Annotated in this window: 14 protein-coding genes; 2 read left to right on the top strand and 12 right to left on the bottom strand. The window is 49.0% G+C overall.

Annotation, left to right across the window (positions count from 1 at the left end; translation table 11 throughout):
* Window positions 1–21 precede the first annotated feature (21 nt).
* The 11 genes from LX98_RS02115 to rimP form a co-directional block, all read right to left on the bottom strand.
* Window positions 22–711 (bottom strand): hypothetical protein, encoded by a 690-nt coding sequence (locus LX98_RS02115; protein ID WP_496427326.1) that lies wholly within the window; start codon window positions 709–711, stop codon window positions 22–24.
* 58 nt (window positions 712–769) lie between these two features.
* Window positions 770–1,309 carry a hypothetical protein gene (locus tag LX98_RS02110; protein WP_496427325.1) on the bottom strand — a complete coding sequence of 180 codons (540 nt, stop codon included), beginning with the start codon at window positions 1,307–1,309 and terminating at the stop codon, window positions 770–772.
* Window positions 1,310–1,499: 190 nt separating this feature from the next.
* Window positions 1,500–2,768, bottom strand: a complete 1,269-nt coding sequence (locus LX98_RS02105; RefSeq protein WP_496427324.1) for an insulinase family protein — start codon at window positions 2,766–2,768, stop codon at window positions 1,500–1,502.
* Between the two features lie 20 nt (window positions 2,769–2,788).
* Window positions 2,789–4,894, bottom strand: a complete 2,106-nt coding sequence (gene pnp / locus LX98_RS02100) for a polyribonucleotide nucleotidyltransferase (RefSeq protein ID WP_496427323.1) — start codon at window positions 4,892–4,894, stop codon at window positions 2,789–2,791.
* A gap of 126 nt (window positions 4,895–5,020) precedes the next feature.
* A complete protein-coding gene (gene rpsO, locus LX98_RS02095) occupies window positions 5,021–5,290 on the bottom strand; it encodes a 30S ribosomal protein S15 (RefSeq protein ID WP_496427322.1) in 270 nt (89 codons plus the stop codon).
* 98 nt (window positions 5,291–5,388) lie between these two features.
* Window positions 5,389–6,378, bottom strand: coding sequence for a tRNA pseudouridine(55) synthase TruB (gene truB, locus LX98_RS02090; RefSeq protein WP_496427321.1), 990 nt, complete (start codon window positions 6,376–6,378; stop codon window positions 5,389–5,391).
* Window positions 6,378–6,797: a 30S ribosome-binding factor RbfA gene (gene rbfA / locus LX98_RS02085; RefSeq protein WP_496427320.1), complete on the bottom strand. Its 420-nt coding sequence runs from the start codon at window positions 6,795–6,797 to the stop codon at window positions 6,378–6,380. The genes truB and rbfA overlap by 1 nt, the downstream gene beginning before the upstream one ends.
* 22 nt (window positions 6,798–6,819) lie before the next feature.
* Window positions 6,820–7,107, bottom strand: coding sequence for a DUF503 family protein (locus LX98_RS02080; protein ID WP_496427319.1), 288 nt, complete (start codon window positions 7,105–7,107; stop codon window positions 6,820–6,822).
* Window positions 7,108–7,127: 20 nt separating this feature from the next.
* Window positions 7,128–9,743, bottom strand: a complete 2,616-nt coding sequence (infB, locus tag LX98_RS02075; RefSeq protein WP_496427318.1) for a translation initiation factor IF-2 — start codon at window positions 9,741–9,743, stop codon at window positions 7,128–7,130.
* 28 nt (window positions 9,744–9,771) lie between these two features.
* Window positions 9,772–10,980 (bottom strand): transcription termination factor NusA, encoded by a 1,209-nt coding sequence (gene nusA / locus LX98_RS02070; RefSeq protein ID WP_496427317.1) that lies wholly within the window; start codon window positions 10,978–10,980, stop codon window positions 9,772–9,774.
* A 72-nt stretch (window positions 10,981–11,052) separates the two neighbouring features.
* Window positions 11,053–11,532 carry a ribosome maturation factor RimP gene (gene rimP / locus LX98_RS02065; protein WP_496427316.1) on the bottom strand — a complete coding sequence of 160 codons (480 nt, stop codon included), beginning with the start codon at window positions 11,530–11,532 and terminating at the stop codon, window positions 11,053–11,055.
* A 269-nt stretch (window positions 11,533–11,801) separates the two neighbouring features.
* On the opposite strand from rimP, the gene LX98_RS02060 reads away from it, so the two are divergent.
* Window positions 11,802–12,731 carry a P-loop NTPase gene (locus LX98_RS02060; RefSeq protein ID WP_496427315.1) on the top strand — a complete coding sequence of 310 codons (930 nt, stop codon included), beginning with the start codon at window positions 11,802–11,804 and terminating at the stop codon, window positions 12,729–12,731.
* Window positions 12,732–12,883: 152 nt separating this feature from the next.
* Here the strand turns inward: LX98_RS02060 and LX98_RS02055 are convergent, their stop codons facing one another.
* Window positions 12,884–13,645, bottom strand: coding sequence for an SWIM zinc finger family protein (locus LX98_RS02055; protein ID WP_496427314.1), 762 nt, complete (start codon window positions 13,643–13,645; stop codon window positions 12,884–12,886).
* Window positions 13,646–13,830: 185 nt separating this feature from the next.
* Here LX98_RS02055 and LX98_RS02050 point away from each other — a divergent pair, with 185 nt between their 5' ends.
* Entirely contained in the window at window positions 13,831–15,396 is a 1,566-nt protein-coding gene (locus LX98_RS02050; protein ID WP_496427313.1) for an HDOD domain-containing protein, read from the top strand.
* Window positions 15,397–15,431: the final 35 nt, after the last annotated feature.

Below are 15,431 nucleotides of genomic sequence, written 5' to 3'. Positions count from 1 at the left end.
AAGGTTTATTGCTACTTAATCTTATTCGGCCCCTCCCGACTTAGCCGGTACCTTATATGGTTCTACCTTTTCATACATACCTTTTGTAGGGTCGTAAATTTCGCCAGTCCCTTGATCAGAGTTGGGAATTACTCCAACAATGGCCTTCCCGTCTGGGATCAGGACATCATAAAGCATTTTTCGATTATTGGGCCAACTATCAGCCCTCATGGCCTCTAATACCGGCAATGACCTGAGGCTATGAATACTTCGTGGTTTTTCTGGAGTTCCTGCTACCTCTGGGACTGCCTTGGCTGATGAAACCACCCGATGGTTTTGTTCGGTTTCTTGAACGACAATCTCCACCAAGCCATAATTTGATGGCTTCGTGTCTGTCATCACCGCCTGACTTGAGGAATCTTTACCGGCTGCAACGAGGGTTTTCCACACCTCATCGCTCCCGGGATACACCTTGATGTTCTTCCCTGGGAAATATTTCTGCCAATAATAGCCACTCTCCGCATTCCCACCAAATACGGCGACATTGATCCACACAGCTTTGTCGTAAGGATCTACCACAGCAACGCGCCCCTGAAGGGTCGTTGGCTTGCTTAAATCACCCCACTCAAACCGCTCCTGAAAAGCTTCGATTGCCATTGCACTCGAGGCCATAGCCCCAACTAGCGCCACGGCTCCAACAAGGGCCAACCCTTTCTTCTTAGCACTTTTCATAATGGCTTCCCTCCTCGACTAAAATTTTAATTCTAATCATGAATTATCAGACAATTTCTTATTCTTCTTGTAACAATTTAAATCCCGTGACCGTACGACCATCTACTTGTACTTCCATGGCCACGAAATCTTGGGCTGCTTTCGTGATTTGGTCCATTAACGCTTTATCCTTGACTGCTAAACGGACTGTCGTTTGCGGGGTATACCATCCTGAATAAGGATTGTTCTTTTCGTTCCCGCCCTGATAACCCCAGGCACAACAGGAAAACAATGAGTCGGGAAGCGTTTGAATTCGATCATCGGAAGCCCTGCCTGGAGGATTGCCGGTTTCTGCCGGTGCAGAGGTGTTCCAATACTGAATTCCGAATAAAATTTCTCCCTCAGGGTTGTCCGCCCAATGGCCAAAAACCCGCCCCTTTAAACTGGTAGCTGGTTCACCTTTAAAAGAAATATCACCCTGGTGAGTGATATCATTTGGGTCACCCTTTGACTTGTCAGGACCAGGACCAGCTGCATACCCAACGCTTACTAATCCAAGACTCAACAGGCCAAAGGCACAGAGAGCTACCAATTCCTGACGTAGAGATGACTTCTTCATCTGCTCCCTCCTTACAGTGTTAGAATGACAGAAAATTAAAAAACGACTTACCCTTTGTTTATCTTCAAAAACCACTTTTCCCTAGTTCTGCATACCCCTAATCCAAAACGGAAAACCAGGTATTTAAGAGGGTCCAATGCTACTCATCCAGGGCATGGTTGTCAAGCGAAAAAATAAGCGGTTTTGATGATCATCCCCACCTTGGAATTCCCCTTTTTGGGATGGGTCCCAATGCCGTGACCACAAACTGCTGTAGATCAAATAATTTCTGGCTTAAATGACGAATGTGTTCAGGGGAAATCCGATCAATGGCCTTCACCATCTCCTGTAGGGTGACATGACGCCCTTGGTACATTTCGTCTTTTGCCAATTTATTCATCCGCCCGTATGTTCCTTCCAAGCCCAACATCAAACTTCCTTTTAATTGAGTTTTGGTTCGCTCTAATTCATTACTTGCCACTTCCCGACGACATAATTTCCTGGTTTCTTGACAAATTCGGTCAATGACGGCTGCCATTTCATTCGGGCGAGTGGCGGCATAAACAGTAAGCGTCCCGCCATCCAAAAAACCAGAAAGATGCGAATAAATGGTATAGGCCAATCCGCGTTTTTCGCGAATTTCCTGAAATAGTCGTGAACTGACCCCGCCTCCAAGAATTGTGCTTAAGACATGCGCCGCATACCGATCCGGATGCCCCACAGGCAATCCCTTAAACCCCACACACACATGAACCTGCTCCAAGGGCTTAACGTGAAGACTTTGGCGTTCCTGCGGCTGATCGGGCCAGGGTGTTTTCTGGACGGATGAGGAAAGCTTGCCGTTTCCACCCTGCTTCCACTTCCCAAAGTAGGTGTTGACGGTATCAATGATTTCCGGAAAGGAAAAGTTGCCGGCCACTGTGACAATCGTGTGTTCAGGGCGATAATGCTGTTGCCTATATTGCATCAGCGCTTGACGGCTGAGTCTTTTCATCACCCCAGGCTCTCCCAGGATCGGACGCCCCAACGGGTGAGAGCCGAAGATATCCTTGGCATGCAATTCATGAATATAGTCCTCTGGGTCGTCCTGGGCCGTACGGATCTCCTCAAGGACGATTTGTTTTTCCTTTGCAATGTCTTTGGCCGAAAACCTTGAATGGTGAAACAGATCGGCAATAAGATCGAAAGCCAGCCTCATCTGCTGATCCAGAACCTTTACATAAAAAGCCGTGGCCTCATGAGTAGTAAAGGCATTCATTTCACCACCCAAGGCATCGATCTCATTGGAAATTTGGGACGCAGTCCGTCTTGGCGTGCCCTTGAACATCATATGTTCAATGAAATGAGAGAGGCCACCCTCACCCTTTTTTTCATCCCGACTACCGACCGTGGCCCATACTCCTAAAGCCACGGATTTCAAAGATGACATCCGCTCCAGGACAACCCGGACTCCATTATCCAATATGACTTTTTTATACACGGGTTGTTACTCAGGCAGGTTTAAGAGGTGAGCTGGTCCTTGTCGGTCTGTTCGGCCATGGCGTCTTTTCGGCTAAGACGGATCTTCCCTTGTCGATCGATTTCTAGCACTTTCACCAGAATCTGTTCCCCTTCGGAAATTTCGTCCGTAACCGATGCCACACGGTGCGGGGCCAATTGCGAAATGTGCACAAGCCCATCCATACCGGGGAGAATCTCCACAAAGGCGCCAAAATCTACAATCTTTCGCACCGTCCCGAGATAGATTTTCCCAACCTCCGCTTCTTCAACAATCCGCTGAACCATATCCATTGCCTTTTGGGCCGACTCACCGTCTACGGCTGCAATCGTAACCACTCCTGAGTCATCGACATTCACTTTCACTCCACAATCGGCAATAATGCTACGAATCATTTTGCCCCCAGGCCCAATGAGATCCCGGATTTTATCTTGTTTGATCTGGATGGTAGTGATACGTGGCGCATAGGCTGCCAGCCCGGTACGAGGAACAGCCAAGCATTCATCCATTTTCCCAAGAATGTGCAATCGTCCCTCACGGGCCTGCGCCAACGCCTGCCGCATCAGGTCGGGAGTTATTCCGGCAATCTTAATATCCATCTGCAGGGCTGTGACTCCATCTCGCGTTCCTGCAACTTTGAAATCCATATCGCCCAGATGATCTTCCATTCCTAAAATATCTGAAAGAATCGCGACGCCACCCTGCTCCAAAATTAACCCCATCGCGATTCCTGCCACCGGCATTTTAATGGGTACTCCCGCATCCATCATGGCTAATGCCCCACCACAAATCGTGGCCATTGAAGAGGACCCGTTTGATTCCAAAATATCCGAGACAAGTCGAATGGTATAAGGGAACTCGTCCTTGGTGGGAAGCACTGCTGCTAACGCACGTTCGGCTAATTTGCCATGGCCGACTTCACGCCGACCCGGACCACGAAGCATTTTCGCCTCACCCACACTAAAAGGCGGGAAATTGTAATGCAACATAAATGACCGGAAATACTCTCCTTCCAACGCATCAATCCGTTGCTCATCATCTGAAGTGCCCAAGGTTACGACAGCCAATGCCTGGGTTTCCCCCCTCGTAAATAATGCAGAGCCATGAGTCCGAGGAAGAATCCCTGCCTCAGAAGATATGGGACGAATATCGGATAAACCACGGCCATCGGCTCTCTTCTTTTTTTCCAGGATCATTCTCCGGACCTCGGAATATTCTAAATCTGCAAACACTTTTTTAACTTTGGCTTTTCGATCGGCATCGTCTCCGGCCACGGTCTCAATCGCTTCTTGAAGAATTTGGGCGAATCGATCCTGGCGTTCGGCTTTGGCTGCAATATACATGGCCTCACAAATGGGAGCGGCCGCGACTTGGCGCACGGCCTGCTCAAGTTCAGCGTCGATGGCTTCCACCTGCAATACCCGCTTGGTTTTGCCCGCCTTCGCTTGTAATTCCTCAATTTTGGCAATAATATTCTTGATTTCACGATGAGCCAGTTCGATCGCATCAATCATCGTGTCTTCCGACAGTCCATCCGCACCAGCCTCGACCATCATCACGGCGTCCTTCGTTCCGGCCACCACGAGATTTAACTCGGTTTCCTCCTGTGCCTTCTTATCGGGATTGACCACAAATTGGCCGTTCACTCTTCCAATTCGTACCCCTGCTAATAACCCGGACCCTGGAATATCGGAAACGGCAAGTGCTGCCGATGCGGCCACAATGCCAATGACGTCCGAAGACATGGTCTGATCAATAGAGAGCACTGATACAATGATCTGGGTTTCATAAAAGTAACCTTCCGGCATTAATGGCCGAATCGGACGGTCAATGAGTCGGCTGGTTAACACCTCTTTTTCGCTGGGAGCCCCCTCCCGTTTGAAAAACCCGCCAGGTATTTTCCCGGCTGAGTAGGCCTTTTCTTGATAGTTCACGGTCAGAGGCAAGAAATCGGCATCGGCCTTCAATGTCTTGGAGGCTACCGCCGTGGCTAGCACCACGGTATCGGCATAGGTTGCCAACACGGCACCATCCGCTTGCTTTGCCATGCGACCAGTTTCCAAACGAAGCGGGCGACCACCAACTTCCATTTCAACGAAATGAATCATGTTTCAACCTTTCTGATCCTTGAGTGGATATATTGATATGGAGTGTGAGGCTTCGCTTCGCATTGAGAACCGGGCATCTGTCTCCCATCTCATTGATTCTGCTCACCCTAAAACCTGTATTCTGTCTTATTTTCGTATACCCAGTGCAGCAATCACGGCTTGGTATTTTCCCTCATCCCGACGCCGCAAATAATCTAACAATTTTCTTCGCTTGCTCACCATTCGCAAAAGGCCGCGTCGGGAATGATGGTCTTTTTTGTGTGTCTTGAAATGTTCGGTCAAACTGGTAATTCTATTTGTCAACAAGGAAATCTGCACTTCAGACGAACCAGTATCCTTGTCGTGAATCCGATGCGATTCTATTGCCGTGGTTTTTGCTTCTTTGGTTAAACCCATAACTCCTCCTCCAGTTTCTCAAGGTTACATGAATTCAGTAAGAAATTCCTTCTAGGAATATCGTCTTATCCTCACTAAACAAACCCGATTTTTTTAGACTAGGCAAACACCGTTTCAATCGCTAATACGGGACCTGCCTTGGCTGACTGAAACACCGGACCTCTCCCCAAAGCAAGTAATTGCCCATCTTTCTGTTTCACCCTCACCATATTGTCCCCCATGAGCGAAACTTTTTGTTCCAAATACGAGTTGACCACACGATCCCAGGAGATCGCATTCCCATGGAGCACCTTTCGAGCGTCATTTCCATCGACCTCAACTGCGGGAAACCCTTCTAAAGCCTGGTCTAACCCCAAAAATGCACCATCCAGACGGGAGAATTCAAGCCCCCCAAGCAGGGATTCTATCCCAACAGCCTGATCAACATGAATAGGCCCGACCCGTCGTCGTTGAAGCCATTTCAAATGTCCACCTACCTGCAATATGTTTCCAATATCCTCGCAGAGCGTTCGAACATAGGTGCCCTTAGAACAAACAACCCGAAATGCAACCTCAGGGACATTCAGTCTTTGGATTTCTAAATCATGGATCATCACGGTTTTTGCCGGTCGATCAACCGTTTCCCCTCTTCTGGCTTTTTTATACAAGGGCTGCCCCCCGATTTTCACCGCCGAATACATGGGTGGCACTTGCTGGATGGATCCTTGAAAGGTCGCAAAGACGGATCGGATACGTTCCTCTGTCAGAGATTCCACCGGGGATTCTTCTAATACCGTGCCCCACGCATCCTGCGTATCAGTCCGTTGGCCCAATTGAAGCACGGCTCCATATTCTTTATCCCATCCCAACAGATACTGGGCAATTTTGGTTCCTTTTCCAATTAAAATCGGCAATACACCTGTCGCATGGGGATCCAAGGTACCAGCGTGTCCGACTTTCTGAATACCCAAACCCGACCGGAGGCGTTGCACCACATCATGCGACGTCCATCCATCAGGCTTATTGACATTCAGAACTCCATGTAAGGCCATCCCCTTCGCTGCCTTCCCCGATTCCGAATGGTCGATGCAAGACGCCACTGTTGCCATTACCCCTCTATACTTTCACTCTTATTGGGGAGAGAGGAGGATGCCTTAGGTTCCCCGGAGTCCCCAGATTCCTGATGAAGAGAATCCAATAACTTTTCAATTCGATTCCCATACTCTGCACTCGTATCCCGATAAAAGACTAATTCCGGCGTATAGCGCAGATTCAATCGTCGTCCCAATTCGGTTCGAACAAACCCCACTGCGCTTTTTAGACCGGGACCCGTCACCTGATCAAAATGGGCTTGATCCAAAGTGGTCACATATATCCGAGCAATTTTGAGATCAGCCGTCATCTTCACCCCTGTCACGGTCACGAATTGGATCCGTGGATCTTTCGTTTTTCTGGAAAGAATCTCTGCCACTTCCATCCGGATCTGATCGGCAACCCGCGTTGCCCGACTACTATTAATTTTTGCCATGACGTGAAAAAATAATGGGAGCTTACAAGACTTCAATCTGGGATCGTAAAATCTCGAGGGAGGGATTTGATCGTATATAGTTGAGGACTTGATCTAAGACTTGATTGACCCTTCCCGTGTCATTCGCCACACACACCACCCCCAAAATGGCTTTTTGCCAAAGGTCTTGTTCATCAATTTCAGCAACGGAAACATTAAACCGATTTCGCAATCGGGAAATTAAGCTTGAAAGGACCTGACGCTTCCCTTTCAACGATTGGACATCAGGGATATGGAGTTCGAGCGTGCACAACCCCACGATCATCCCCATTCAGGATTATCCATTCAACATTATAATTTTGTGGCCTCCTCTTCTAAAACGTAGGCCTCTAACACATCCCCGATTTTTAAATCATTAAAATTCTCAACTCCAATTCCGCATTCATAGCCCTGCTGAACTTCCCGTGCATCATCCTTAAACCGCCTTAAGGATCCAATTTTTCCTTCATACACCATCACCTGATCACGAACAACTCTCACTTTGGTATTCGACCGGGATATCAACCCATCATTCACATAACAGCCGGCAATGGTGCCCATTTTCGGAACGGTGAATAGTTGTCGAACCTCCGCATGCCCCATCACTCGCTCCTTGATTGTTGGAGCCAGAAGCCCCTCTGCAGCCGAACGTATATCATCAAGTATATTATAAATGATGGTGTACAACCGAATTTCCACACCCTCACGTTCCGCAATAGCAGCCGCCTTCGAATCCGGACGAACATGAAATCCAATGATAATCGCTTTTGAAGCAGCCGCTAATAACACATCGGTTTCGTTGATACCACCTACGCCACTATGAATGATCTTAAGCTTTACCGCGTCGGTAGAAATCTTGAGAAGTGCATCGCCTAATGCCCCCACCGACCCTTGCACATCAGCCTTGATCAGTAGTGGCAATTCCTTAATTTCCCCATCTTTAGATTCTGCATAAAGCTCCTCTAGGGTTCTTCTGGACGTGGATGCGAGGCCTACGTCTTTTTGCTTTTGCTGCCTGGCCTGGGCAATTTCTCTCGCAGCCCGCTCATCCTTCACCACGACCAGCTGATCCCCGGCTTCAGGAACCCCCAATAAGCCAATGACTTCAATTGGTATCGATGGCCCAGCTTCCTTCAAACGTTCACCTTTGTCCGATGTTAATCCTCGCACCCGGCCGCTCACTGCCCCCACGACAAACGAATCCCCGATTCGTAAGTTTCCGGCTTGAATTAACACCGTGGCAACAGGCCCACGCCCCTTATCCAATTTTGCCTCCAAAACAATCCCTCGGGCGGAACAGGTAGAATCGCCTTTCAATTCCATAATTTCTGCTTGAAGTAACAACATATCAAGCAACTGGTCTAACCCCTTGTTTTGCTTTGCCGATACTTCAACAAAAATGGTTTGGCCTCCCCATGCTTCAGGTTGCAAGCCATGCTCGGCTAAACTTTGCTTGACCCGATCAGGATTAGCTCCCGGTTTGTCCATTTTATTCACGGCCACAATAATCGGCACATTGGCCGCTTGCGCATGATTAATAGCTTCAATAGTCTGAGGCATCGGCCCATCGTCTGCAGCCACAACCAGGACTACAATATCAGTAACCTGAGCCCCGCGAGCCCGCATGGCCGTAAAGGCTTCATGGCCTGGGGTATCCAAGAACGTCACCCCACGTTCACCAGCCTTCACAAATGACGCCCCGATGTGCTGAGTAATTCCTCCCGCTTCTTGGTCGGTCACCTGGGTCTGCCGAATGGCATCCAACAACGAGGTTTTTCCATGATCGACATGTCCCATAACCGTCACCACAGGCGCGCGAGGTTCCAAATTTCCTTGCTCTCCTCCCTCAAGCACCTCATCCAGGAGGGCTTCCCCTCCCTTAGCAGCCACAGCTTCAACTACGAGGCCATAGCCCTCCGCAATGAGCACTCCAGCTTCTAAATCCATGGGTTGATTGAGGGTTTTTGCAATATTTAAATCCATTAATTTCCGAATAATTTCCGTGGGTTTTTGGCCGATCACTTCGGCAAAATCTTTCACGGATATCCCAGCAGTGACCTTCATAACTTTTTTCCGGGGTTTTGTGACTTCACCCACCGAAGGCTGTTGAACCTGACGGGTACGTTCCTCACGTCGCAACGTTGGTAATGGCCGAAGATCTTGCCAGACCGCAGCATCCTCAAACCGTGCGGCGAAGAGATCTTCGTCTTTGACACGCGCAACTTTTTTTATTTTTTTGCCTTTTTCCTCTATTGGAACCTCTCGCGAAATAACCGCAGCCTTCTTGTCGGGCTTTCCTTCGCCCTTCCTCTCTTTTTCTTTTTCAGGAGATTTACCAGATGGAGGGGTTGCGACACTTTTCTCCTCAAGAACAGGCGGTGGGGCCCCAACACCATGAAGCCCTCCCGATTCAGTGGGCGATAAGGCGGGAACCTCTTGTTGAGATTCCACGACCGATACGCCAGGACTCTGAGTCAAAACGGGAGCCGTCTCCAATGGAGACTCTGACTCCTCCTGGATGACCGATGACTCTTCTCCCCCACCTTCCCCGACTGGGGACAATTCCGCCATCTCTTCCAGGATTTCTTCTTCTGTTTTTTTCTTCTTAATCAGTATGTGCTTTTTTTCGGCTTTTTTAGGTTCTTCAACCACTGCCTCAGAACGATGCCTTCCGGAAGTCGACGATTCTTTTTTCAGTAGGCGCCCCCCCTCAGAGCTTTTTGCACCAACAGGCCCTGGAACGGATGAATCCCCAGGCTTGGGCGTTGTTTCAGGAGTTTTACCAAGAATTATATTCATCGCCCATTTGGCCATATTGTCTTCCACAGTATTACTATGGGAACTAACCTGAATGCCAAGTCGCACCAATTCAGGAATAAGCAAACGGCTCTCCATCCCAATTTTTTTGGCTATCTCATGAACTCTCATGCACGTCCTTTACTGTGAAGCCGTATCCTTACGATCCCGAGCTCTGCCCTGATTCTGTTGGTGCCACCGCTGGATTCTCCACGATTTCCTCTTGTGAGGATCTTTCAATTTCCTTAGTGTTGTCCGCCGCCGGCTCTTCCGTAATTTGAGCAGCCTCTTCAGCCAAAGCTGCTTTAATCTCCTGGTCTCGTTCAAGCTTTTGCTTTTCGTATTCTGTGGAGCTAATGATATCAATCTTCCAACCTGTCAATTTTGCTGCCAATCGTACGTTTTGCCCATTTTTCCCGATGGCCAAAGAAAGCTGAGAATCAGCCACCACCACCAAGGCAGATTTCTTTTGTTCGTCAATCCCTACTTTTTCAATTGAGGCAGGGTTCAGGGCTTCCCCGATAAAAACCCGAGGATCATTTGTCCATGGAATGATATCTATTTTCTCACCATGCAGTTCCCGAACAATGGCCTGGACCCGTGAACCTTTGACGCCAACGCATGCGCCAACCGGATCAACTGCTTTATCCCGCGAAGCCACTGAAATTTTCGTCCGGTCACCCGGTTCACGTACCACCCCTTTGATTTCAACAATTTTCTCTGTAATTTCAGGCACTTCCAAACCAAACAATTTCACCACGAATTGAGGATGCGCTCGGGAAAGGATCACTTGCACGTCCTTTGGAGTTCGTCGAACTTCTAACAGCAAAGCCCGCACTCGATCGCCCCGCCTATGAGCTTCCCGTGGGATTTGCTCCTGAATGGGAAGAAGGGCCTCTGTTTTTCCAATGTCGACCAGGTAATTTCGACGCTCCTGGCCCAATATAACCCCATGAACTAGCTCCCCTTCTTTTTTGGAATATTCCCGTTCAATCGATTCCCATTCTGCCTCTCGAACTTTTTGACAAATGACCTGCTTCGCGGCCTGTGCAGCTATTCGCCCAAATTCTTCCAAATCAATGAGTGAGCCAATTTCGTCTCCCATTTCAGCTTCATCATCAATTTTTCTGGCATCTTCCAGTGAAATCTCTGTTTTAGAATCCAGCACGTTCTCGGCAATCGTCTTTTTCTTCACGATAGAAATTTCGCCGGTTTCCGTATCAATGTCGACTTGAATGTTTTCACCATGCCCAAATCGTTTTTTCGCGGCCGTGAGAAGCGCTGACTCCAAGGCCAAAATGACTTTGGCCTTATCGATTCCTTTCTCCCGACCGATTTGATCAATGACCAACATGAGTTCACTTTTCATATGTATCCCTCGCAAGGCACGATGAGCGGTTCAAACGGACATGGGCAGTTGGTGCGCATTTCCAGTAAAGCATTAGAACGAAACCTCTAATCTCGCTTTGGCAATATCTTCCCAGGGCACAACGACTTCCTGAGGATTTTTGCTCTTGTCATCCATTAAATGAATCCCCATGTCTGTAACAGTAATCAATTGCCCCAAGACAACTGATTGCTTGTTGATCGAGGTTTTCAGAGTGACTCGAAGTCGTTCACCCACCACTCGTTCATAGTCTTTTAGATCTCGGAGCGGTCGATCTAGACCAGGCGAAGAAACTTCAAACCGATACGCGGCTTGCTCTGGATGAAGAACCTCCCAGGTTCGACGCAGGGATTGATGAAATTGTTCACAATCTTCAATTCCAACTCCCCCCTTTTTATCAAGAGTCAATCGAACCAAAAGGTTGGCGGGTCTCCCGGTGCACTGAACCTCGAAAATATCCACTCCCAAGGCTCGAGCAATAGGCTCGCCCACTTGGCGAATCACTTGCTCAAGATTGTCAGCCGAAAAGGCCACCACAATTCCTCACTACGAGCGGCCACAAACCAAGACCAAAAAAAAGTGGGCTCACGCCCACTCTACTCGAAAATAACCTAGCACTTTCCATTTTTAAAGGCAAGAGCTTACCCGACTCACAACAACTCCCTAGCTAACATAAATCCCTCATCATTCACACCACCCGTGGAGTCGCGGCCCATGGGCATAAGACAGACCCTATGATAGGCTATTTCTGATCAGGGTTGTACTCACTTTCAGGTGAAATCAACAAGAGAGGATTTAATGCGATGCCTTGTATAGTTTCAGTGGCCTCCGGTAAGGGCGGAGTTGGAAAAAGCATGGTCGTCAGCAATCTTGGACTCCTCCTCGCCAAAAAGGGACTTCGCGTTACTTTGGTCGACATGGACATTGGGGGAGCTAATCTCCACATCTTGTTTGGGATGTTCCATCCCCCATCCACTCTCACAGATTTTTTGACAAACACTCTCACTAATTTAAATGAGATCGCCCACCCTATTCCCAGCCTCTCTTCCCTGAAGCTCATTTCTGGAACCGGGGAAACCCTGATTACCGCAAACTTGCAGCATGCCAAAAAAAAACGCCTTATCCGGCACGTACAGAAGCTGGATGCAGATATCATTCTGGTTGACGTCGGGGCGGGCACCAGTTATCACGCACTGGACTTTTATCTCCTCGCGGACTATTACCTGGCTGTGGCCACTCCTGACCCGACTTCGGTCTTAGATCTGTATCGATTCATTAAACTTGCCGCCATTCGAAAGGTCCTTACGGCTTTTTTAGCCCGCGACCCAGTGGCGGACGCCCTTCTGGACAAAGACTTTCATAGTGTCACAGCAGTCCTGGAAGCTGTTGGAAGGACGAACGAATCAGGTGTGGAGATTGCTCAAGAAGCCTTAAAAAGGTTTCAACCGGCCCTCATTTTAAATCGCATGACTCCCAAATCCAGGGTCAACACGCTGCACTTACAACATCTTCTTAAGCAATATGTTGGAACCGACCTCTCTATCTTAGGAAATATCCCTGAAGACATGCACGTGCAACAATCCATTTTAAAATATCTTCCAGTGGTAGAGCTGGCCCCCACGTCTCCAGCGACCATCGCGCTGAACCAAATTGCCGACAATGTACTTGAGATGGTGGGGCAAACAGCTGGATCAATTGGCCGGATGGAAGAGCCCAGAAAGATTCGAGCATGAATGAATGACTAACGTCATGGCCTTGTTTTATTGAAAAATCCGTCCGCTCTCTTCCCATATGAAAAGGGTCGGAAGACTGCCCTCACGTCCACGAACCTTCGTCTAGACTTAAAAGTCACATTTCCCACGAGGCCTGCCGCAAATCACCAGACCTAGTTTGATGCCTTTGAGAGTTCTGCCAATGAATCTTGCAATTGCTTGACTTTTTTCTCTAACACCCTGCAATTCTTTTGAGCCGCCTCAGCTTCCTCCTTTAAAACATGCAATTTCTTCGTGAGGTTATCAACCATGCCTTCGGCTGATTGCAGGTTCCTCAAGGCATCAAGTCGATCTTCCTCTCCTTCCAGGCATTGTGAATTAAGGCGTTCAACTACACCTACCCATTCTCGAGCAACACCCCCGAGCGAACCAGGAACTGGAGGTAGGGTGGCCTCCTTGCCTAACAGTCCAACGGCTTTCTGTACCCAATCGATAAACAGGATGGCTTCCCAAAAATTCAAGTCCCCCGCACCCCCGGATTCCTCCGCACGAGGTGCTTCGGCCCGTCCCCGCTGATCGAAAGGAGGAGCCGGGTCCTTATGATTTTCCTTGGCACCCGCCTTGAGTGAGGAACCGTTATGGAATTGATGCAGTAACACCGCAACACAATGGCGACAAAAAGGTTGCTCAGTCGATGGACAGGAACACCTGGTCGACAAGGTCCCCGCGCGCAATTTAATAGTTTGCGTATACACGCCATAGACGCCATGGACCTCGGCCGTGATTTGCGTCTGGTCCGCATCAAGGATCTTGACTCGTTGGGTGGAAAAATATTGATGGCCTTCTTCGAAGACCGTTCCCCCAACCACGGATTGAATCATGTCAGCATCTAATTGGCTCAGTTCCTGAGCCGAGCAGGAAATTCTATTTCTCATACAGGTAACACCCAATCAAAAAAATGAGTCCCGCCTTCACCTCAAAGGGTAAGGACGGTTTAATGTTTCGGAGAATATTACCGAGAATTAACCTGAGAGCCAATTACCACATTCCATTGCCATGATTTAAAATTACCACGTCCTTGAATTACCGCCTGGCACTCTATCCTGCCAGACGTGCCAACATGAAATCCCCCACCTCCACCGGCCACGCGTCCTCTGCTTCCTTTTTAGAAAGTCTGCTCGCCGAAGCCCCGGAAACATTGCCTATCCTCAGGCAAAGTTGCATCCAAGTCCTAAATCTTACTCAGGATAAACGCTCAAATGCCAGCGATATTGGAGAAATCATCATGCGTGATCAAGCCATGATGGCCAATGTCATTAAAATCGCGAATAGCCCCGCCTATCATACCCGCACACCAGTCAAAACCCCAACCTATGCGGTGGCCCTTATTGGATTTGACGTCATTCGGGCCATGGTGGTCTCTGCCCAATTAATTGAACAGGCCGATTCCTTTGGGGCCGATACCACCAATCTGAAACACCTCCTGGCTCGCGCTCTGGTCGCGGGGACCCAGGCACAGGAACTGGGAAAAGCCATCAATTACAGGGAGACGGGATCGTTATTTACCAATGCCATGCTCTATTCACTAGGAGACCTTATCCTCGCCCTCTGTCGCCCCGACGTCGCCGAACAACTAGAAGTCCTACGCCGAGAGGATCCAGCCAAGATCCCAAAAGCCGAACTCACTCTTTTGGGAAGACCGCTGCATGTCATCGCTGCCGCCATGGCCAAGCATTGGAATCTGCCGGACACCTTGGTTCAGCTATTGGAGAAAAAGCCCGTCTGGCCTAAATCGCATCCAGAAGCAGATCAACAGATCATGGAAGGTATTGTTCGAGCCGCTAATGAATTGAGTTATTGCCTCCTGAACCCATTGGCTACCGGACAGGGAGAGATACTTCAAGGCCTGATCGAACAGTTTCTTCCCCCATTCGGCCTCTCCATGATCCAATTGGAACACACCGTCTCCAAAGCCTTTAGCCAGGCCTCAGAAATCGCCTCGGCCATCAATATTGACCGACAGCACTTTCTTCCCGCATCTGAGGCCGATGGGCTATTTCACAATCAACATCTACATCGGCTCACTCAAACGATCCATCAGGCTCTAGACCCCGAAGGGATTCTTTCCAAAGGATCAGCAACATCGGCCCAGCAAGCTTCCCCTTCTCTCCAGCCCTCTCCGGCCTCCGATAGGCCATTGCTGGATTTCACCATCCAGTCCATGAAAATTTCCGAACCCTCCTCGCTGCTTACCTTTGTCACCCGAACGCTCCATGTTTCCTATGGATTTGAACGGGTCTGGCTCGCATTGGTAGTACCAGGAAAAGATATGCTCCAGGCCAAAATCGGTTATGGTCCACATGTGGAAACCATCCAACCAGCGTTTCATTGCCCTCTTTCTCATGGAAACTTCTGGGATCGACTGCTCCACAGGTTTCACCCTATTCACTATTCTTCCTTGGTCAAAGAAGGAGAATCCGGAGGTATGCCAACCGCCTTTTTAAAATACTGGGGCGACCAGCCCGGGTTTGCCGGAACCTTATACGCGCCCAACAGGCCTATCGGGGTCATCCTGGTGGATAGATATTCTACGGGGCATCCATTGACCGACACGGATTTTGCCGCCTTTGCCTTAGTGTTGTCCCAAGCCAACGCTAATCTGGCTCGATTAGCCCAGAAGCACTAAATATTTTGCACTTCATGCGGCACTCTTCTTTGATA

It is taken from the genome of Nitrospira marina (assembly GCF_059568365.1).
The sequence above is the reverse complement of the archived record's forward strand: the minus strand, read 5'-3'. Positions and strand labels throughout refer to the sequence as shown.